This is a genomic window from Janthinobacterium sp. JC611 (genome assembly GCF_018682595.1).
GTDB lineage: Bacteria > Pseudomonadota > Gammaproteobacteria > Burkholderiales > Burkholderiaceae_D > Janthinobacterium.
Window position 1 is genome coordinate 120,469 of sequence record NZ_JAFLJN010000009.1, and the last position, 18,996, is coordinate 139,464.

General features: G+C 62.8%; 17 protein-coding genes. 6 read left to right on the forward strand and 11 right to left on the reverse strand.

The features are described from left to right. Window positions 1-21: 21 nt before the first annotated feature. Window positions 22-1,512 carry an FAD-linked oxidase C-terminal domain-containing protein gene (locus J0O65_RS08120; protein ID WP_215406012.1) on the reverse strand — a complete coding sequence of 497 codons (1,491 nt, stop codon included), beginning with the start codon at window positions 1,510-1,512 and terminating at the stop codon, window positions 22-24. A gap of 150 nt (window positions 1,513-1,662) precedes the next feature. Between J0O65_RS08120 and J0O65_RS08125 the strand changes: the two genes are divergently transcribed. Further along, complete coding sequence (locus tag J0O65_RS08125) at window positions 1,663-2,217, forward strand: cob(I)yrinic acid a,c-diamide adenosyltransferase (RefSeq protein WP_215405758.1); 555 nt, start codon at window positions 1,663-1,665, stop codon at window positions 2,215-2,217. 60 nt (window positions 2,218-2,277) lie between these two features. Here the strand turns inward: J0O65_RS08125 and J0O65_RS08130 are convergent, their stop codons facing one another. From J0O65_RS08130 to J0O65_RS08160, 7 genes are all read right to left on the reverse strand, one after another. Beyond that, the gene (locus J0O65_RS08130; protein WP_215405760.1) at window positions 2,278-2,478 is read right to left on the reverse strand and encodes a hypothetical protein; all 201 of its coding nucleotides are present in this window, start codon (window positions 2,476-2,478) and stop codon (window positions 2,278-2,280) included. Between the two features lie 74 nt (window positions 2,479-2,552). Then, window positions 2,553-2,933 (reverse strand): glutaredoxin family protein, encoded by a 381-nt coding sequence (locus tag J0O65_RS08135; protein WP_251373597.1) that lies wholly within the window; start codon window positions 2,931-2,933, stop codon window positions 2,553-2,555. Window positions 2,934-2,997: 64 nt separating this feature from the next. Beyond that, entirely contained in the window at window positions 2,998-3,195 is a 198-nt protein-coding gene (locus J0O65_RS08140) for a hypothetical protein (protein WP_215405762.1), read from the reverse strand. A gap of 299 nt (window positions 3,196-3,494) precedes the next feature. Further along, window positions 3,495-5,612: an FUSC family protein gene (locus J0O65_RS08145; protein ID WP_251373598.1), complete on the reverse strand. Its 2,118-nt coding sequence runs from the start codon at window positions 5,610-5,612 to the stop codon at window positions 3,495-3,497. Between the two features lie 125 nt (window positions 5,613-5,737). Then, the gene (dxs, locus tag J0O65_RS08150) at window positions 5,738-7,606 is read right to left on the reverse strand and encodes a 1-deoxy-D-xylulose-5-phosphate synthase (protein WP_215405764.1); all 1,869 of its coding nucleotides are present in this window, start codon (window positions 7,604-7,606) and stop codon (window positions 5,738-5,740) included. Next, window positions 7,607-8,518: a polyprenyl synthetase family protein gene (locus tag J0O65_RS08155; RefSeq protein WP_251373599.1), complete on the reverse strand. Its 912-nt coding sequence runs from the start codon at window positions 8,516-8,518 to the stop codon at window positions 7,607-7,609. After that, a complete protein-coding gene (locus J0O65_RS08160) occupies window positions 8,515-8,766 on the reverse strand; it encodes an exodeoxyribonuclease VII small subunit (RefSeq protein WP_215405765.1) in 252 nt (83 codons plus the stop codon). The genes J0O65_RS08155 and J0O65_RS08160 overlap by 4 nt, the downstream gene beginning before the upstream one ends. Window positions 8,767-9,172: 406 nt before the next feature. On the opposite strand from J0O65_RS08160, the gene J0O65_RS08165 reads away from it, so the two are divergent. From J0O65_RS08165 to J0O65_RS08180, 4 genes are all read left to right on the forward strand, one after another. Further along, window positions 9,173-10,273, forward strand: coding sequence for an aromatic ring-hydroxylating oxygenase subunit alpha (locus J0O65_RS08165; protein ID WP_215405767.1), 1,101 nt, complete (start codon window positions 9,173-9,175; stop codon window positions 10,271-10,273). 54 nt (window positions 10,274-10,327) lie between these two features. Then, the gene (locus tag J0O65_RS08170) at window positions 10,328-11,251 is read left to right on the forward strand and encodes a DMT family transporter (protein ID WP_215405769.1); all 924 of its coding nucleotides are present in this window, start codon (window positions 10,328-10,330) and stop codon (window positions 11,249-11,251) included. 13 nt (window positions 11,252-11,264) lie between these two features. Next, window positions 11,265-12,119 (forward strand): sulfurtransferase, encoded by an 855-nt coding sequence (locus tag J0O65_RS08175; protein WP_215405770.1) that lies wholly within the window; start codon window positions 11,265-11,267, stop codon window positions 12,117-12,119. 106 nt (window positions 12,120-12,225) lie between these two features. Next, window positions 12,226-15,033, forward strand: coding sequence for a DUF3857 domain-containing protein (locus tag J0O65_RS08180; RefSeq protein WP_215405772.1), 2,808 nt, complete (start codon window positions 12,226-12,228; stop codon window positions 15,031-15,033). A gap of 51 nt (window positions 15,034-15,084) precedes the next feature. Here the strand turns inward: J0O65_RS08180 and J0O65_RS08185 are convergent, their stop codons facing one another. Then, window positions 15,085-16,827 carry an ABC-F family ATP-binding cassette domain-containing protein gene (locus tag J0O65_RS08185; RefSeq protein ID WP_215405774.1) on the reverse strand — a complete coding sequence of 581 codons (1,743 nt, stop codon included), beginning with the start codon at window positions 16,825-16,827 and terminating at the stop codon, window positions 15,085-15,087. Window positions 16,828-17,103: 276 nt separating this feature from the next. Further along, window positions 17,104-17,862, reverse strand: a complete 759-nt coding sequence (locus J0O65_RS08190) for a ZIP family metal transporter (protein WP_215405776.1) — start codon at window positions 17,860-17,862, stop codon at window positions 17,104-17,106. Between J0O65_RS08190 and J0O65_RS08195 the strand changes: the two genes are divergently transcribed. Further along, a complete protein-coding gene (locus J0O65_RS08195) occupies window positions 17,774-17,974 on the forward strand; it encodes a hypothetical protein (protein WP_215406030.1) in 201 nt (66 codons plus the stop codon). The genes J0O65_RS08190 and J0O65_RS08195 overlap by 89 nt on opposite strands. Window positions 17,975-18,108: 134 nt before the next feature. Here the strand turns inward: J0O65_RS08195 and J0O65_RS08200 are convergent, their stop codons facing one another. After that, complete coding sequence (locus tag J0O65_RS08200; protein WP_215405778.1) at window positions 18,109-18,993, reverse strand: dienelactone hydrolase family protein; 885 nt, start codon at window positions 18,991-18,993, stop codon at window positions 18,109-18,111. Between the last annotated feature and the right edge of the window lie 3 nt (window positions 18,994-18,996).

Consider the following 18,996-nt stretch of genomic DNA (forward strand, 5'->3'; position numbering starts at 1 on the left):
TTGCAAAGGAGTCTCCGGCGGTTAAAAACGGGGCAGGTTGGCGAACGGCAGGCACCCCGCCGTCACATGCATCTTGCCGAATTCGGCGCAGCGGTTCAAAGTGGGAATCGCCTTGTCCGGGTTGAGCAAGGCGTGGGGATCGAAGGCGCGCTTGACGGCAAAGAAGGCATCGAGTTCGGCGCGCGTAAATTGCACGCACATGGAATTGATCTTTTCCATGCCCACGCCATGTTCGCCCGTGATGGTGCCGCCGACGGCCACGCACAGGGCCAGGATGTCGGCGCCAAACGCTTCGGCACGTTCGAATTCGCCGGGCACGTTGGCGTCGAACAGGATCAGCGGGTGCAGATTGCCGTCGCCCGCATGGAACACATTCGCGCAGCGCAAGCCATGCGTCGTTTCCATGCCGGCGATGCCGGTCAGGACCTCGGCCAGTTTTTTTCGCGGGATGGTGCCGTCCATGCAGTAGTAATCGGGCGAGATGCGCCCGGCGGCGGGAAAGGCGTTCTTGCGGCCGGACCAGAATTTCATGCGCTCCGCTTCCGACTGCGACACGGCGATGGCGCTGGCGCCCGCCCCTTCCAGCACGGCCGTCATGCGGGCGATTTCCTCTTCCACTTCCTCGTGCGTGCCGTCCGCTTCGCACAGCAAGATGGCCGCCGCGTCGATGTCGTAGCCGGCCTTGACGAACGGTTCGACCATGCGCGACGAGGTCTGGTCCATCATTTCCAGTCCGGCCGGGATGATGCCGGCGGCGATCACGTTGGCCACCGCATTGCCGCCCGTGACGACGTCGTCAAAGGACGCCATGATGACACGCGCCGTGGCCGGTTTCGGTATCAGTTTCACCGTCACTTCCGTGACGATGCCCAGCATGCCTTCAGAGCCGATGAAGACGGCCAGCAGGTCGAGACCGGGCGCATCGAGGCACTCGCCGCCCAGTTCCAGCACGTCGCCATCGATGGTGACGACCCGCACGCGCAGCACGTTGTGCACCGTCAGTCCGTACTTCAGGCAATGCACGCCGCCCGAGTTTTCCGCCACGTTGCCGCCGATGCTGCAGGCGATCTGCGACGAGGGATCGGGCGCGTAGTACAGCGCGTAGGGCGCCGCCGCTTCGGAAATGGCCAGGTTGCGCACGCCCGGCTGCACCACGGCCGTGCGCGCATACGCATCGAGGCGCACGATGCGGTTCAGGCGCGCCGTCGACAGCACCACGCCGTCGGCGATCGGCAAGGCGCCGCCCGACAGGCCCGTGCCCGCGCCGCGCGGCACGATCGGCACGCCAAGTTCGCGGCAGACGCCGAGGATGGCGATGACCTGTTCTTCCGTGTCCGGCAAGGTCACCACCATCGGCAACTGGCGGTAGGCGGCCAGGCCATCGCATTCATACGGGCGCGTGTCTTCCGCATCGGACAGCACACAGCGGGCCGGCAGCACGGCCAGCAGGGCCGCGACGACGGCTTGCTGGCGCGCGGCGGTCAATCCGGATTCAGGGGCGGCATTGAGCATAAGATGGGGGCAAATGGACATGGGCGTGCAACGATTGTAAGCACAAAAGTGGCGCGCAGCGCATTTTTTGTCCGATTTGCCCGCAAATCCGCGGCCAGGCGGCGCGCAGTGTCGTATGCTGCCCCCATTCTTCTTTACAGGATCGACATCATGGGCAACCGACTTTCGAAAATCGCCACGCGCACGGGCGACAATGGCAGCACCGGCCTGGGCGACGGCAGCCGCACCAGCAAGGACAATGTCCGCATCCACGCCATGGGCGACGTGGACGAACTGAACTCGCATATCGGCTTGCTGCTGTGCGAAGCCATGCCCGACGCCTTGCGCGAGGAATTGGTGGCCATCCAGCACGACCTGTTCGACCTGGGCGGAGAAATCTGCATCCCCGGCTACCAGCTGATCAAGGAAGAGCACGTGCTGCGCCTCGACGAGCTGCTGGCGAAATACAATGCGGACTTGCCCGCCTTGAGTGAATTCATCCTGCCGGCCGGCTCGCGTGCCGCCTCGCAGGCGCACGTGTGCCGCACCGTGTGCCGCCGCGCCGAACGCAGCATCGTCGCGCTGGCCAATGCGGAACCCCTGCACGAGCATCCGCGCCAATACGTGAACCGCCTGTCGGACCTGCTGTTCGTGCTGTCGCGCGTGCTCAACCGCTTTGCCGGCGGCAGCGACGTGCTGTGGCGGCATGACCGCACGCGGGGATAAGCCGCCTATGCCAGCCTGGCCAGGATACGGGCAGGCCGGCAATCATCATTGACGGCAAATTTACGGCAAGTACGGATCGCAGCGGTCGTAGCACATCTGATGGATCTTGGTGCAGGCGCCTGGCGACTTCGGATGATCCGTCATGCACTGGTCCAGCCCATCATCGCATTGCAAATAGCATTCCGGCTCGCCGCCGCCGGCGATCGCATACGAGGCGCTGACGCCCATGGCAAACAAAAAGAAACCCAGCTTCTTAAACATCGGTACTCCTTTGTAGAAATGTCAGACGATGAGCAACAGCCATGGCGCGCCGTCTCTTACGCGCCATCCGTGAGTCAGATTTTTTTCAGCGCCGCTTCCAGCGCGCCCGTATTGAAACCCTGGATCTTGCGGTTGCCGATCAACACCACGGGCACGCCGCCACCGCCGAGTTCTTCATGGGCTTTTTTCGCTTCCGGCGATTTCTCGATATCGAGATCGACGAAGTCGATCTTGTTTTCCTTGAAGTACGCGCGCGTCTTGGCGCAATAGCCGCACCAGTCCGTACCGTACAGCACCACTTTGGCCTGGGCATTCGGGAAATACGCGGCGTAATTGCCCTCGGTGTAATTCGATTTGAACAAGCCGGGCAACAAGGACAGGCCATAACCGCTGCCCAGGCCGGCGGCCAGGATCAAGCCATACATGGCGATGGTTTTAATTTTCTTTTGCATCATGAAGCCACCTTGACGTCGTTACTTCCAAGCCGGGGCGATTGTTCCCCCTGCAAACCCAGTTTTCTTAATTCAAGGCGCATTCGGCCTTGCATGCATTTAACAATGCCTTGCATGTGGTATTGGAATGACCGGAATCCATGCAATCCGTAAAGGCGCCAAAGCACTCGCGCTGGCAATCACTCAAGCTGGTGCCGGCCGCCCCCACCGAATAGGACGCGCTGACACCGAGGGCGAACAGGAAAAGTGCGATCTTCTTAAACATTTTCTACCTTTCGATTGACTTGAAAAAAATGCCATCTGCAGTGCGATGCTTATTACTTTATATAATTTACATCCTGCAAAATCGAATATAGACCGCACTTATTTTAGAGTCAACGTTTCCATCAGATAAATTTTCACTTTTGAAAATATATCGGGAAAGCCCATGGAATGTGGCATTTGGAGAGATTGCGGCGCATAAAACGTCTATACAATATCGGCGCCGCAGCAGTAGAGGCCGGTTGCGGGCGCAGCCGGCCGAGCGGCCATACCACGGCGAAAAAACGCCGCGGCGCGAGGCGCTCAGCGCGCGCCGTTCTCCAGCGCCAGCACATGCTCGCGCAGCAAGCCGCGCAGCAGTTGCACCTGGGCCACGGCATCGGCTTGCAGCGGCGTCAGGCTGTCGGCGATGCACGGACCAGGCGCGCCGGCATCGGCTTCGCCGCGCAACAAGGCATCGATTTCCCCGCTGACGGCGGCGATCCACCGTTGCAATTCGGGCGGCGCCGGCTCGGCCTGCGGGCTCAGGCTGATGCGCGCCGTGCTGCCCGCCACGCGGCGCAGCAGCGGCAAGGTGCGCAGCGCCGCCAGGCCCACGCCGCTGCTGCGGTCCAGGCGTCGCTCGATGCGCAGGCGTTGCAACACTTGTTCCGCGTTATTGCTGGCCAGCCCCGCCTCGCGGCGCAGGCGCGCGATGGCGCTATCCCACCGTCCTCCCGCCGCCAGCACGGCCAGCAGGTATTTCAGGTTGGCCGAGACGGCCTTGGCCAGGCGCTGGTCCAGGTCGTCCGCCTCGCGGTCGGGCCACAGGAAAAACGTGGCCAGCAGGGCCAGCAGGCAGCCCAGCACATTGTTGCCCAGGCGGCTCATCGCATACACCATCTCGCTGGCCGGCGCCGCATAGTCGGCCACCAGCACGAAGGCCGGCGTCATGAACAACACGTGCAGGCTGTAGCTGACGCGACGCAAGGCCATGGTGGCGACGATCAGGGGAAATACCACCAGCGAGATGCCCAGCGGCGTGTGGATGACGAGGCCGATCAGCACGGCCAGCACGGCGCCCAGCACGCTGCCCGCCACCCGTTCGATGCCGCGCGGCCAGGTGGTCGACACGGATGGCTGCAGGATCAGCAAGGTGGCCATGGTGGCCCAGTAACCGAAGGGAATATGCAGCGCCTCGACCAGCAGAAAGCCGGCCGTCGTTGCCAGCGACACGCGCGCCGCATGGCGCCAGCTCAGCGACTGCGGCGTAGCGTTGACCTTCAGCGTTTGCCACGCCTGTCCCAGCGCCAGGAAGGCCGCGTCGCGCCACGGCAGCTGCGTCGCGCGCGGCATGCCCAGGTCCATGAATTCCACGTTCAGGCGCAGCGGCAGCAAGGCGCCCAGCGCCGCTTCCAGGCGCCGGCCGCAGCCGGCCAGGCGGCGCTGCAATGCCAGCGGTGGCGTTTCCGGCTGGCGCTGCACGGCTTGCCCCAGGCGGCGCAGCAGCACGGCCATCACTTCCAGGCTGCGCCGCGCGCGCGGGTCCTGGCGCAGGCGCTGCTGCTCGCGCTCGCACGTATGCGTGACGGCGATCAAATAGGCAAAGATGCGCTCGGCATCGCTGAGTGCCAGCAGCAGGTTGTCGTACAGGGCGCTGCGGCCCGCGCGCGCGGGCGGCACGGCGGCCAGCGCCACGCGCGCCGCTTCCAGCGCGGCGCGCGCCTGCGAACGGTAGCTGGCGCCATGCGCGGCCGCGTCCGGCAACGCCGGCCCCTGTTCCAGGAAGCGCGCATTGTCGCGCGCGATGCCGGCCAGGCGCGAATACGCGGCGCGGATGGCGCGCCGGCTCGGGCCGAACGGGTGGATGCGCCAGACGGTAAAGCTGAGCACGGTGGCGAACAGGCAGCCGAACATGTAGAGACCCAGGAAAGGCGCCGTCTGCGTCATCGATGCGAGCGGATGCGTGACCATCACCACGCAGGCCGTGGCCGCCAGGATGGCCACTTGCGCCGTGGCCGCGCCCCAGATGCGCGCCAGCGCGCCGGCCCAGGAAAACAGCAGCACGGCGATGGCCGCCGTCGCCATGCCATGCCCGGCCGCTAGCGCCGTCAGGCCGCCGGCCACGGTGGACAGCAAGCCGAAGCCCACCATCGAGACGAAGCGCATGCGCCGCGTGCCGGCCGCATCCGCCAGGCAGGTCCAGAAGGCGCCGATGGCGGCCCAGGAAAAATCGGGGTGGTCGAACAGCAGGCCCAGCAGCAGCATGGCGCTCGAGGCGCAGGCGGCCCGCAAGCCTTCGGACAGATTCGTTTCGTCGATGGCCAGGCTGACCATCCACAAAGGGCGGCGCTGGGCCAGGGTATCGGTATAGGCGTGCACGCCCGTCAGCCAGCGGCCGGCCAGTGCGCGCGAACGGCGATGAAGTTTCCTGAAATGCAAGTTGGACTTTGAGAAGGTATCAAAGCGTCATCGTAGCATTCCCGGACGAAAAATGTTGCAGTGCAGCGTAAAATCCCTGCGGGCGAAACGGCACCGCGGTGCCACTTTCATGCGTACAGCCAATCTTAGCTGACCATTGCCAGGCGCGGCCCTGCCGCCGGGAAACGCTGCTCGATCGAGGCCGCGATGCCGCTGGCGTCCAGGCCCACGCTTTTCAGCAACTGCACGGGGTCGCCATGGTCGATGAAGGTGTCGGGCAAGCCCAGCATCAAAATCGGCTTGACCATGCCTTCCGCCGCCAGTGCTTCGGCCACGGCCGAGCCGGCGCCGCCCATGATGCAGCCCTCTTCCACCGTCACCAGGTAATCGTGTTCTGCGGCCAGCTGTTTCACCAGCGCCACGTCGAGCGGCTTGACGAAGCGCATGTTGGCCACCGTCGCGTCGAGCTTTTCGCCCGCCGCCACGCTAGTCGCCACCATGGAGCCGAAGGCGAGGATGGCGACGCGCTTGCCTTGGCGCTTGAGCTCGCCCTTGCCGATCTCGATGCTGGTCAGTTCCGGCACGATGGCGGCACCGGCACCGGCGCCGCGCGGATAGCGGATGGCGGCCGGACCCGGGTAGTGGTAGCCCGTGGTCAGCATTTGCCGGCATTCGTTTTCATCCGACGCGGCCATGATGACCATGTTCGGGATGCAGCGCAGAAAGGCCATGTCGTAGTTGCCCGCGTGCGTGGCGCCGTCGGCGCCCACTAGGCCGGCGCGGTCCAGGGCGAACGTCACGTCCAGGTTTTGCAGGGCCACGTCGTGGATCAGCTGATCGTAGGCGCGTTGCAGGAAGGTCGAATAGATGGCCACGACGGGCTTCAAGCCTTCGCAGGCGAGACCGGCGCCGAAGGTCACGGAATGCTGCTCGGCGATGCCGACGTCAAAGTAACGGTTGGGGAACTGCTGTTCGAACTTGACCATGCCCGAGCCTTCGCGCATGGCCGGGGTGATGCCCACCAGGCGCTTGTCGTGCGCGGCCATGTCGCACAGCCAGTTGCCGAACACTTCCGTGTACGTCATCTTGGCCGGCGCCGTGGCCGGCTTGATGCCTTCGGCCGGGTTGAACTTGCCCGTGCCGTGGTACAGAATCGGTTCCGCCTCGGCCAACTTGTAGCCCTGGCCCTTCTTCGTCACCACGTGCAGGAATTGCGGGCCCTTCAATTGCTTGATATTTTGCAAGGTCGGGATCAGCGAATCGAGGTCGTGGCCATCGATGGGGCCGATATAGTTAAAACCGAATTCCTCGAACATGGTGGCGGGCACGACCATGCCTTTGGCGTGCTCTTCAAAGCGCTTCGCCAATTCCAGCACGGGGCCGGGCAAGACGGACTTGCCGACATTTTTGGCAGCCGCATAGAACTGGCCCGACATCAGGCGCGCCAGGTGGCGGTTCAGCGCGCCCACGGGCGGCGAGATCGACATGTCGTTGTCGTTCAGGATCACCAGCAGGTTGACGTCTTCCTGCACGCCCGCATTGTTCATCGCCTCGAAGGCCATGCCGGCCGTCATCGAGCCGTCGCCGATCACGGCGATCGCGTGCAGCGGGTCGCCCTTGATCTTGGCGGCCTGCGCCATGCCCAGCGCGGCGGAAATGGACGTCGACGAGTGTGCCGTGCCGAAGGTGTCGTATTCGCTCTCGTCGCGCTTGGGGAAGCCGGAGATGCCATCCTTCTGGCGCAAGGTATGCATGCGCTCGCGCCGGCCCGTGAGGATCTTGTGCGAGTAGGTCTGGTGGCCCACGTCCCACACGATGCGGTCGTGCGGCGTGTTGAACACGTAATGCAGCGCCACGGTCAGCTCGACCGTGCCCAGGTTGGACGACAGGTGGCCGCCCGTCTTGGAGACGGAGTCGAGCAGGAAGCTGCGCAATTCCTGCGCCAGCGGCACCAGTTGCGAGCGGGCCAGCTTGCGCACTTGCGCTGGTTCATTGATGGTTTCTAACAGTTTCATTTATGCCTTCCGCTGCACGACCAGGTCCGCCAGCTCGCGCAGACGGCGTGCCTTGTCCCCGAATGGCGCCAGCGCCGCATGGGCGTCGCACCGCAATTGTTCTGCCAGGGCCCTGGAAGGTTCCAGCCCCAGTATCGATACGTAAGTAGGCTTGTTGGCGGCCGCATCCTTGCCCGCCGTCTTGCCCAGGGTGGCCGAGTCGGCCGTCGCGTCGAGCACGTCGTCGACCACCTGGAACGCCAGCCCGACGGCGCGCGCGTAGGCGTTCAGCGCCGTCATCTCGTCCGCCGTCAAGTCCTTGCCGGCCAGCGCGCCGAGGATCACGGCCGCGCGCAGCAAGGCGCCCGTTTTGAGTTGATGCATCTGTTCCAGCTGCGGCAAGGTCAAGGCCAGGCCGACACTGTCGAGGTCGATCGCCTGGCCGCCGCACATGCCGCCTGACCCGGAGGCGTGCGCCAGCAGCTTGACCATGGCCATTTGCCGCGCCGGCGGAATGGCCGCGCCATCGGCCAGCAGCATGAACGCCTGCGATTGCAGCGCATCGCCCACCAGCAGAGCCGTCGCCTCGTCGTAGGCGATGTGCACGGTGGGCTTGCCACGGCGCAAGGCATCGTCATCCATGCAAGGCATGTCGTCATGCACGAGCGAATACACGTGAATCATTTCCAGCGCGCAAGCTGCGCGCGCGAGGGTATCTTGATCGGCATCAAACAATTCGCCAGCCGCCATCACCAGCAGCGGACGCACGCGCTTGCCGCCGCCCAGCAGGGCATAGCGCATGGCCGCGTGCAGCTTGTGCGGCACGGCGTCGGCCGCAGGCAAAAATTGCTCGAGCCGGCTTTCCACGCCGGACTGGGTCGCTTGCATCCAGTCGCCGAAGGTCACGCCATCCTGTTGCACGCTGGCCATCATTGGGCGGCCTCGCCGGCATCCGCGAACGGTTTCAACATGTCGCCTTCCAATACTTTCACCTGCGCTTCGACGCTGTCGAGCTGGCTTGCGCAATACTTGACCAGTTCCGAGCCGCGCTGATACGCCGCGACCGATGCTTCCAGCGGCAACTGGCCCGCTTCCATTTGCGTTACCAGCTGCGCCAATTCCGCCATTGCCTCTTCAAACGAGGCCGGCGCTGCGGCAGCGGCAGTTAATTTCTTCGACATAGACTCAGATCTCTTCGTGGCACGAGGGGCTTGGTGGGAGACGCCGGGGACTCCCGGCCAGCATAGAAGCGTTATTTTAGAACAAACCACACTATTAAGTGAAAACTTAAGCGCAATCGACGCGCTCAAAGGAAGTGATGTTGCCAGTTGCTCAGTGGATTTTAGCCGAATCGCCCCCATCTGCCGGAAATTGCACGGTAAATGACAACGTTTCTCATTAAAAGCGTACTTGCCGGGGGGGTTTTGGCAATGTCGAGGCCGATCCGCGCTATAATCGCCGGTTCTGTCCGAAATACCGTTTCAACAAATTTGAATTCAGGTCTTTGCGGATTCTTTCTCTCTGTAGCGGCTGCCCAGGGAATGGCCTGGGGCACTGCTGACCGTTGTACATTTATGGGGGGTTGGGATGTCCGATCTGGCTACTCACGCCAAGCTGGCGCGCTCAAACGCGCAACTTCCGGTCCACGTCTATTTTGACGAAACGCTGTTGCAGCGTGAAATGCAGCAATTGTTCCAAGCCGGCCCGCGCTATGTCGGGCACGCGCTGATGGTGCCGGAAACCGGCGATTTTGCGACCCTGGCGTCTGAGAACGAAGGGCGCATGCTCGTGCGCAACGCCAACGGCATCGAAGTGCTGTCCAACGTGTGCCGCCACCGGCAGGCGCTGATGTTCAACGGCCGCGGCAACGCGAACCATATCGTCTGCCCGCTGCACCGCTGGACCTACGACCTCAAGGGAGAATTGATCGGCGCGCCGCATTTCCCCGAGACGCCGTGCCTGAACCTGTCGAAAACGCCGCTGCAAAGCTGGAATGGCTTGCTGTTCGAGCAAAATGGCTACAACGTGATGGAAAAATTGAAAGATTTGTCCGTTTCGAAAGACCTCGATTTTTCCGGCTATATGTTCGACCACGTGGAAATCCACGAGTGCGACTACAACTGGAAGACCTTCATCGAAGTCTACCTCGAGGATTATCACGTCGAGCCGTTCCACCCCGGCCTGGGCAGCTTCGTCAGCTGCGACGACCTGCGCTGGGAATTCGGCAAGGATTACAGCGTGCAGACGGTGGGCGTGCACCGCGGTCTGCAGCAGGCCGGTTCGCCCGCCTACAAGAGATGGCAGGAGCAGGTGCTGCAATTCCGTGGCGGCGAAGCGCCGCCGTACGGCGCCATCTGGCTGACCCTGTATCCGAACATCATGGTCGAATGGTATCCGCACGTGCTGGTCGTCTCGACCCTGTGGCCAGACGGTCCGCAAAAGACGCGCAACGTGGTGGAGTTCTATTACCCGGAAGAAATCGTGCTGTTCGAGCGCGACTTCGTCGAAGCGGAACGGGCTGCCTACATGGAAACCTGCGTCGAGGACGATGAAATTGCCCAGCGCATGGATGCCGGCCGCAAGGCCCTGATGGCGCGCGGCGTGAACGAAGTGGGTCCTTACCAGTCGCCCATGGAAGACGGCATGCAGCATTTCCACGAGTGGTACCGCAACAATATCGAACTGTAGTCCCTCCAGGGCCGCATTGCGCGGCCTTTTTCATTTTCAGCTTCAGGATTACTCATGCAGTCTCTTTGGATGTTATTCGCCAGCTTCATGTTCGCCATCATGGGCGTGTGCGTCAAATTGGCGTCGGAGATGTATTCGACGTCCGAAATCGTCATGTACCGCGGCATCATCGGCATGGCCGTCATGAGCTGCACGATTTTGTACCAGGGCGGCAGCTTTAAAACCACAATGGCGGGCCAGCATCTGTGGCGCGGCGTGGTGGGCGTGATCGCCCTGTGGCTGTGGTTCTATGCCATCGCCATCCTGCCGCTGGCCACGGCGATGACGCTCAATTACATGGCGCCCATCTGGATCGCCGTGATTCTATTGGCCGGCGGCTGGTGGAAAGGCCTGAAACAGCTCGAGTGGCCGCTGGTGGCGGCGATTGCCATGAGCTTTGTCGGCGTGACCCTGCTGCTGCAACCCGTGTTCGAGACGGACCAGGCGGCTGGCGCCATCACGGCCCTGATTTCCGGCATGCTGTCGGCCCTCGCCTATTTGCAGGTGCGCAAGCTGGGCTTGCTGGGCGAACCCGAATACCGGGTCGTGTTCTATTTCTCGGTCGTCAATTTCCTCGCCGGCGTGATCGGCCACGTGGCCAGCGCCGGCGGCGGGCCCGTCGTCTGGCACGCGCACACGAGCGCCTATGGTATCGGCTTGCTGGCCGCCATCGGCCTGTGCGCCACCATGGCGCAGATGGCCATGACGCGCGCCTACCGCTTGGGCAAGACCCTGGTTGTTGCGAATTTGCAATACACGGGCATCGTCTTTTCCAGCTTCTGGGGCGTGGTGATCTTCGGCGACCTGTTCGACTGGCACGGCTGGGCCGGCATCGGCATCATCCTCGCCTCCGGCATCGCGGCAACCTATTACAATACCCGCAACACGGCCCGTGGCGCCGCCATCGCGCGCACGGATCCCATCGCCAGCGAAGTGTAAAGGAGCGTTCCTGATGTACACCACCCTGATCCAGGCCAGCGAACTGGCCAGCCACCTGAATGACAGCAGCTGGGTCATCCTCGATTGCCGCCACGACTTGCTCAACCCGACTGCCGGCAGCGACGCGTTTGCCGCCGGCCACATCCAGAACGCGCAGTTCGCCGATATCGACACGGCCCTGTCCGGCCCCAAGACGGCGCGCGGCCCGGCCTTCACGGGCCGGCATCCCTTGCCCGACCGCAACGCCCTGCTGACCACCTTGCGCGGCTGGGGCATCAATGACGACACGCAAGTGGTGGCGTACGACGGCCAGGGCGGCATGTTCGCCGCCCGCCTGTGGTGGCTGCTGCGCTGGCTCGGCCATCCGAACGTCGCCGTGCTCGACGGCGGCCTGGCCGCCTGGCAGGCGCAAGGCTTGCCGCTGGTCACGCCCGTGGCGCCCCGCCCTGCCGGCAACCTGACGGAAAAGGCCAGCCTGACGCGCACCGTGACCGTGCAGGACGTCATCGCCAACCTGGATACGCAGGCACTGCAGGTGCTCGACGCGCGCGCGCCCGACCGCTACCGGGGCGAAAATGAAACCATCGACCCGGTCGGCGGCCACATCCCCGGCGCGAAAAACCGCTTCTTCAAGGATAACCTGCAACTTGACGGACGCTTCAAGCACGCGGCTGAACTGGAAAAGGAATTCGCCGGCCTGATCAGCAAGCCGGAAACGGCCGTCATGCAATGCGGCTCCGGCGTGACGGCTTGCCACAACCTGCTGGCCCTGGAAGTGGCCGGTTTGACCGGCGCGGCCCTGTATCCGGGCTCGTGGAGCGAATGGTGCGCCGATCCGGCGCGGCCCGTGGCGACAGGTCCGGCATGAATCGGCCGCCGATACCACGCTGAAAAGTTTCCATGCAGCATGTGACTCCTATAGAATAATTTTTTACCAATGAAATTATTGATATAGGAATATCGTCATGCGATTCTTGCTGATCGCGGCAACTGTAGCATCGCTAATGATGTCTGCGGGTACCCATGCACAATCTCCCCAGGCAGAGCCAGGGTATAAAGAAACGCAGCTAAGCCAGGGCAGGTACGCAACGGGGCAAGCCCCTGACTGGGTGATTCCTGCCGACATCCCCGACGCCACCGTGAGCGGCGACGCCGTCTGGCGCTTGTCGGAAACCCACTTCATGGCAGGCCCGGCACCGGAGTACTATTCACGCCGCATCATCCAATTCAACAGCCCCGCCGGCATGGCCAGCCTTGGCCCCCTCGTCATGACGTTCGTGCCGGAATACCAGCAACTGACGTTGAATACCTTGCGCATCCTGCGTGGCACGGACGTCATCGACGTACGCGACACGATCAAAGTACGCTTCCTGCAACGGGAGACCGGTCTCGAACAGGGCATGTACCGGGGCATCGTCACCGCCTCGATTCTGCTGGACGACCTGCGCGTCGGCGACATGCTGGAATTTGCCTACACCACCAAGGGTGTCAATCCTGTCTTTGGCGGAAAATACTTTGAATCTGCCGGATGGACGCCTAACTTGCCAACGGAACTGCGGCGAGTGGTCCTGCAATATCCAGCCGCGCAACCGCTACACTACCGCTTCGTCGGCCCAGCCCCCAAGGGCGATGCGGACAAGCCACGGCGCAGCACGGTAGACGACATGGTACGGCTGCAATTCGACGAGCGCAGACCGGCCATGGTAACGCCGGAACAATTTACACCCCCATCCTACGATACGATGACGTCGCTGGAATTTTCCGAATACGGCACGTGGAACGACGTTGCGCGCTGGGCGGCGGATCTGTTCGCCAACAAGGAAGAGCCAGACGCGGAATTCGAGCGCCGTGTTACCGCCTTGCAAGGCGCTGCAACGGAGGAAGAGAAAATTCTGCAGGCCATCCGTTACGTGCAAAATGAAATCCGCTATTTTTCCGTCTCTTTCGATGAAAGCACGCACCGCCCTGCCGCGCCCGGCGTGACGCTGCAGCGCCGCTATGGCGACTGCAAGGATAAATCGCTGTTGCTGGTAAGCCTGCTCAAGCGGCTTGGCGTGCGTGCCGACATCGTCCTCGTTGCCTCCAAGCGCTACAAAAACATGGATGCACTGCCGCCCTCGCCCGGCGTCTTCGACCACGTCATCGTCAGGCTCACGCACCAAGGCAAGGATTACTTCATCGACCCGACCCAGGTTGGCCAGGAAGGCACGCTTGAAACGAAGGCGCAATATCTGGCGGGGGCCGAAGTGCTGGTGGCCGACAAGGCAAGCCGCTCCCTGGTGACGATCCGCAATACCGACAGCTACCTGTCCCTGCCCAACAGCGAATTGCGTGAAACCATGTCCTGGCCCGACTTCGACAAGCCGGCTACGCTGGAAAGCCGGCTGATCGTCCGTGGAAAATATGCCGAATCGATGCGCCAGAGCGCCCAGCGCCTGCCCGCGCAATTTGACGCACTGCGGACGCGCTACCTGACGCAGCGTTATCCCGATGCGCGCCGCGTCGGCAATGCCATCCTCAGCGACGATTTGCCAGCGAACCAGCTCACCATCCTGGACCGCTACACCATCGACAAGCCCGGCGACATGCGACAGGACATCCGTTTCGTCACTTTTGCCCCATCCAATTTTCTCGATGCCATCCGGGCCGTCGGCGGCGCCGAGCGCAGCACCCCCATGATGTTGCCCGACGCGCCGCAATACCTGCGCTATTCCTTTGACCTGACCCTGCCCACCAGCGTCAGCGCCATGTTCGATCCCCATAGCGAACAGTTGAGCAACGACTATTTCAAGATGAAACTCAAGGAAAGGTTCCGTGGCAATACCCACCACATGGAGCTGGAACTGAAGATCGTGGCCGATTCGGTGCCGGCAGCCAACATGAAAACCTATCTTGACGACCTGAAACGCATGGCCGAGCTGATACGCGGCATGGTACCAATAGCGCCCGGCATGGTGAAAACGGCAGCGCCGGTCAATAGTGATCCGGCGCAAGTGCTGGTGAAGAGACTGAAGGATGCGCAGCAGAGCCGGCTTGAAACGTACACCAAGGTCATCAAGAGCGGCAAGCTTACGGGCAAGGACCTGGCTGCAACCCATGCCGCGCGCGCGTTGGCCTACAGCAACCTGATGCAGACCGACGAGGCGCTGGCCGACATATTGCAAGCAATCAAGCTCGACCCGTCCGATGCCGAGCATCCGATGAATCTGTCCATCATCTACCAGAAGCGTGGACAATTCCCTGCCGCCCTCGAACAGATCAGGAACGCACTGACCTTGGGCATCGAGCCGCATCGCGCGTATATGCAGCGCGGAGAGATCTATTACAAGTTGGGAAAATACGACGATGCCCTGCAAAACCTTGGACAGCTAGCGCTATCCGATGATGACAATGGCGGCCTGCCGTATGCCAGATTATGGTACTTGTGGACGCTCGGCCGCGCCGGCCAGCCAGTACCGGCAACGCTGAAACAGCAGCTGGACCAGGAATTGAACGGCGCCTGGCCACGTGCCGCATACGGCATGTTTACCGGTGCCTCATCGCCGGAAACGGTGTTGGCGCAAGTAAACAAGATGCAAGGCGACGAAAGGCTGATGGCCTTGTGCGAGGCGTATTTCTATGTCGGACAATTCCATCTGGTGCAGGGTAACCTGGCAAAAGCCAGGGAATATTTTGAAAAAACCAGGAATACAGGCCTGACCATCTATACGGAATATCTCGCTGCGGTGCAGGAACTCGAGCGTATGGACCGCCAGCAACAGCCAACGGCGGGCGCACAGTAATGCAGCACGGGCGATGGCCGCCAGCAGCGGCCATCGCCCGGATAGCGCCATCTAGGCCGTGATGCCCAAAGCGCGGTTCAGGCAGGCGATCTCGTCCTGCCACGCCTGCTGGCTGGCCCGCTTCTGGTGGCGCGGTTTTCTCGCCAGGTCTTGCGCCAGCAATTGCTCCAGCTCGCACAAACGCTCCAATTGCAGATCGACGCCGGTTTGCGCCGGCGCAAGCGCAGCCCTTTCCACGCGCGGCGCGCACGCTGGTACCTGCCCATCCTCAAGACTCAGCCGCGCATACGCGCTGGCCGCGTCCGGCCACTCTTCCAGCCGGCCGTCGGCCACCACCCAAAAACGGTTGCACGCCGTCTCGATCAGGTCGCGGTCGTGCGACACCAGCAGACAGCCGCCGGCAAAGCCGCGCAAGGCTTGCCCCAGCTCCGCCTTGCCTTGCATGTCCAGGTGATTGCTGGGTTCGTCCAGCAGCAATAAATGATAACTGGCCAGGGACAGGCCCAGGAACAGCAGCCGCGCCCGCTCGCCGCCGCTCAGTGTCGCCACCGTCTGGCCATGGCGCGCGTACGGGAAACCGGCCGAGATCAACGCTTGCTTGCGCGCCACCTGGCTGCGGGCGGCCTCGTTTTGCACGGCGAACGGATACAGGGCGTCGGACAGGTCGGCCATATCCGCCAGTTGCCTGAGAGACTGATCGTAGTAACCGATGTGGGCCGCGTGGTGGTAGCGCAGGTCGCCGCGCTCCTGTTGCGCCTGGATCGCTTGCCAGCACAGGCGCAACAGCGACGACTTGCCGCTGCCGTTGGCGCCCAGCAAGGCGATGCGGTCGCCCGGTTTCAGCCACAGCTGACCCGTGTGAAAGAGCACGGGCGACGCGGGCACGGCGCGCACGTCGAGTCCGTCCAGCGCCAGCAACTGGTCGGCCGCCAGGGCCTTGCCGCGCAGACGCAAGCGCCAGGGCGCGCCATCGCTGACGAAGGACTGTTCCTCCTTCAACTTGTCGATGCGCCGCTGCATGGTCTTGGCCTTGCGCGCCAGGTCTTCATTGTCATAGGTGCGGCCCCACAGGGCCAGGCGCGCGCTGCTGGCCGACAGGCGGTCGATTTCCTTCTGTTCGGCCGCATGCCGGGCGGCGGCGGCCACATCCATCTCGGCCAGCGCCGCCAGCGCGGGGCCGCACGGCAAATCGAAGTCGTACAGGCGGCTGTCGCGCAAGATCCAGCTGCGCCTGGCCACGTTGTCGAGCAGGCGCTGATCGTGCGAGACGAGGATGAAGGCGCCGCGCCAGGCCAGCAGGAATTGCTCCAGCCACAGCAAGGATGGCAAATCCAGGTGATTGCTCGGCTCGTCCAGCAGCAGCACGTTCGGCTCCTGCAGCAGGGCACGCCCCAGCAGCAGCCGCGTGTGCTGGCCGCCGGACAGCGAGTGCACGGGCACCTGCGCCGTCTCCAGGTCGAAGCCCAGTTCGGCCAGCAGGCTGTCGACGCGCCAATGCAGCTCGGGCTGCGCCAGCACGGGCGCCAGCAAGGCGTCGTACAGGCTCAGGCTGGCAAGTTCGGCCGGCAAATGCTGCTCCACGTGCTGCAAGCGGCAGGCACGGGCAACATGGATGGTGCCGGATGTCGCTGCGCGGGTGCCGCTGAGCAAGCCCAGCAAGGTGGATTTGCCACAACCATTGTGGCCGATCAGGCCGATGCGGTCGCCCTGGCGCAAGGTAAAGGCGAGTTCATTGAAGAGGAAACCGTCGTGGGTATCCAGTTGTAAAGCTTGTGTCGAGATCAGGGTAGTCATGGCTCATGTCTTTGTGCGGGATGCAAGCATCCGCGTTAACAGGAGCGCTAACGACAACGGAGTACCAGGAAAGGACTCGTAGAAGAGGGTGGCTTTGCTCTGGCCAGGTTATCGCAGCGCGATAGAACGTGGGCAAGAGCGGACAAATGCGCTTAAAGAGCGTGCGCGCCAGGCGGCGAGCAACAAGTTTTCTTCCATGATATTTTCCTCCTTTCTGTTCAAGTTAGTCAGAAAGGCAATATAGCATAAGTAGCACTGTGACACCGCGCCCGCGCATCAACCGCCGTGGCGCTTATGCGTCAGGAACAGCACGATGCACACGCCCAGCGCGATCAGCAGCACTTGCGGGATGGTCTCGCGCAAGGTGGCGCGGCGCTGCATCTGCGGCATCAGGTCGCTCAAGGCAATGTAGATGAAGCCGGACGAGGCGAACACGAGCACGTAAGGAATCAGGTTGCTGGCGCGGTCCAGGGTGAAATAGCCGAGCAGGCCGCCCGCCACCGCCATCAGGCTGCACAGCAGATTGAAGATGTAGGCGCGCAGGCGCGAGAAACCGGCGTTGAGCAGCACGATGAAGTCGCCGATTTCCTGCGGAATTTCATGCGCGATGATGGCCAGGCCCGTCACCAGTCCCAGCTTCGGGTCGGCCAGGAAGGCGGCGGCGATCAAAATGCCGTCCGTGAAGTTGTGCATGCCGTCGCCCACCAAAATCATCCAGCCGGCCTTGCCCGCTTCGTGCTTGTCGTGGCCATGCGCGTGGTGGTGGCCATCGCCTTCGTGGTGGTGCGAATGGCGCAAAATCGCGAATTTTTCCAGCATGAAGAAGGCCAGCAAGCCCGCCAGCAGGGTGGCGAACAGGCTGCGCGGGTCCGCCTGCGACTCGAACGCTTCCGGCAAGGCGTGCAGCAAGGACGTCGACAGCATGATGCCGACGGACAGGCTGACCATGCGCTCGACCACTTTGGACAGGAATGCAAACGAGAAGATCGCCGCCGCGGTAATGCTGAATACGCCCGCGAGCGTGGTCGCGAGCAAAATGGATATAAGGACGGGATCGATGATTTTCTTACCTCAAAATGGCGCCGGGTCACTGGCGCCCGCGATGCTGGCGTCTGGCCTGATGAATGCGTTGTTATCTATTATTTAATTTTTTGCGCGTTTGGCGGCAGCGTCGCGCGATGAAGATGCAATTGTACTGCATTGGCGCGCACCGGGCATTTTACAGCCCGGTGCGCCTTTCACTTCAATGTCTGGGAAATGCGGTATTTTTCTGTTGCGGCATCACGCCACGCCATGCTTTTTGAACCAGGCCAGGCAGCGCGCATAGCCGTCCTTCGCATCGGCCGCCACATAGCTGGGGCGGTAATCGGCATTGAAGGCGTGGCCCGCATCGGGATACACGACGAACTCCGATTTGTTGCCGCCCTTGGCCAGCGTTTCTTTCATTTTGCCGATCGATTCCTGGCTGATGCCCGTATCCTTGCCGCCGTACAAGCCGAGCACGGGCACGGTCAGGGTGGCGGCGATATCGATGGGGTTGCTCGGCTGCAAGGCCGTCGGCTCGCCCACGAGGCGGCCATACCAGGCCACGCCCGCCTTGACGGCCGGATTGTGCGCCGCGTACAGCCAGGTGATGCGCCCGCCCCAGCAAAAGCCCGTGATGCCCAGGCGGCTCGTGTCGCCGCCGTTTTGCTTCGCCCACGCCACCACGGCATCGAGGTCCGCCATCACTTGCGCGTCCGGCGTCTTGGCGATGATGCCTTTCATCAATTCCGGAATGCTGGCCACCTTGGTGGCGTCGCCCTGGCGCACGAACAGGTCGGGCGCCAGCGCCAAGTAGCCCTGCCTGGCGAAACGGCGCGCCATGTCGGCGATATGCTCATGCACGCCAAAGATTTCCGAAATGACCAGGACCACGGGCAAGCCCGTCTTGCCTTCCGGCTGGGCCGCATACACGGGCACGGCCTGGCCATCGACCATCACCGACATGCTGCCCGTAATGAGTCCGGCGGAATCCGTCTTGACGACGTTTTGCGCCGCCACGGGCAATACGGCCACGGCAAAGCCCGTGCCCAGCGCCATTTTCAGGAAACCACGCCGGCCATCCGGCCCGGACAAGCTGCTCTGGCCCAGCAAACTTTCACAATCGGTGATCATGTCGCTCATGCA

What these genes read in the sequence shown, in the direction of transcription:
- J0O65_RS08120 (WP_215406012.1), bottom strand. Translation starts at nt 1,512, where the DNA reads ATGCTCAATGCCGCCCCTGAATCCGGATTGACCGCCGCGCGCCAGCAA.
- J0O65_RS08125 (WP_215405758.1), top strand. Translation starts at nt 1,663, where the DNA reads ATGGGCAACCGACTTTCGAAAATCGCCACGCGCACGGGCGACAATGGC.
- J0O65_RS08130 (WP_215405760.1), bottom strand. Translation starts at nt 2,478, where the DNA reads ATGTTTAAGAAGCTGGGTTTCTTTTTGTTTGCCATGGGCGTCAGCGCC.
- J0O65_RS08135 (WP_251373597.1), bottom strand. Translation starts at nt 2,933, where the DNA reads ATGATGCAAAAGAAAATTAAAACCATCGCCATGTATGGCTTGATCCTG.
- J0O65_RS08140 (WP_215405762.1), bottom strand. Translation starts at nt 3,195, where the DNA reads ATGTTTAAGAAGATCGCACTTTTCCTGTTCGCCCTCGGTGTCAGCGCG.
- dxs (WP_215405764.1), bottom strand. Translation starts at nt 7,606, where the DNA reads ATGAAACTGTTAGAAACCATCAATGAACCAGCGCAAGTGCGCAAGCTG.
- J0O65_RS08155 (WP_251373599.1), bottom strand. Translation starts at nt 8,518, where the DNA reads ATGATGGCCAGCGTGCAACAGGATGGCGTGACCTTCGGCGACTGGATG.
- J0O65_RS08160 (WP_215405765.1), bottom strand. Translation starts at nt 8,766, where the DNA reads ATGTCGAAGAAATTAACTGCCGCTGCCGCAGCGCCGGCCTCGTTTGAA.
- J0O65_RS08165 (WP_215405767.1), top strand. Translation starts at nt 9,173, where the DNA reads ATGTCCGATCTGGCTACTCACGCCAAGCTGGCGCGCTCAAACGCGCAA.
- J0O65_RS08170 (WP_215405769.1), top strand. Translation starts at nt 10,328, where the DNA reads ATGCAGTCTCTTTGGATGTTATTCGCCAGCTTCATGTTCGCCATCATG.
- J0O65_RS08175 (WP_215405770.1), top strand. Translation starts at nt 11,265, where the DNA reads ATGTACACCACCCTGATCCAGGCCAGCGAACTGGCCAGCCACCTGAAT.
- J0O65_RS08185 (WP_215405774.1), bottom strand. Translation starts at nt 16,827, where the DNA reads ATGACTACCCTGATCTCGACACAAGCTTTACAACTGGATACCCACGAC.
- J0O65_RS08195 (WP_215406030.1), top strand. Translation starts at nt 17,774, where the DNA reads ATGCGCTCGACCACTTTGGACAGGAATGCAAACGAGAAGATCGCCGCC.
- J0O65_RS08200 (WP_215405778.1), bottom strand. Translation starts at nt 18,993, where the DNA reads ATGAGCGACATGATCACCGATTGTGAAAGTTTGCTGGGCCAGAGCAGC.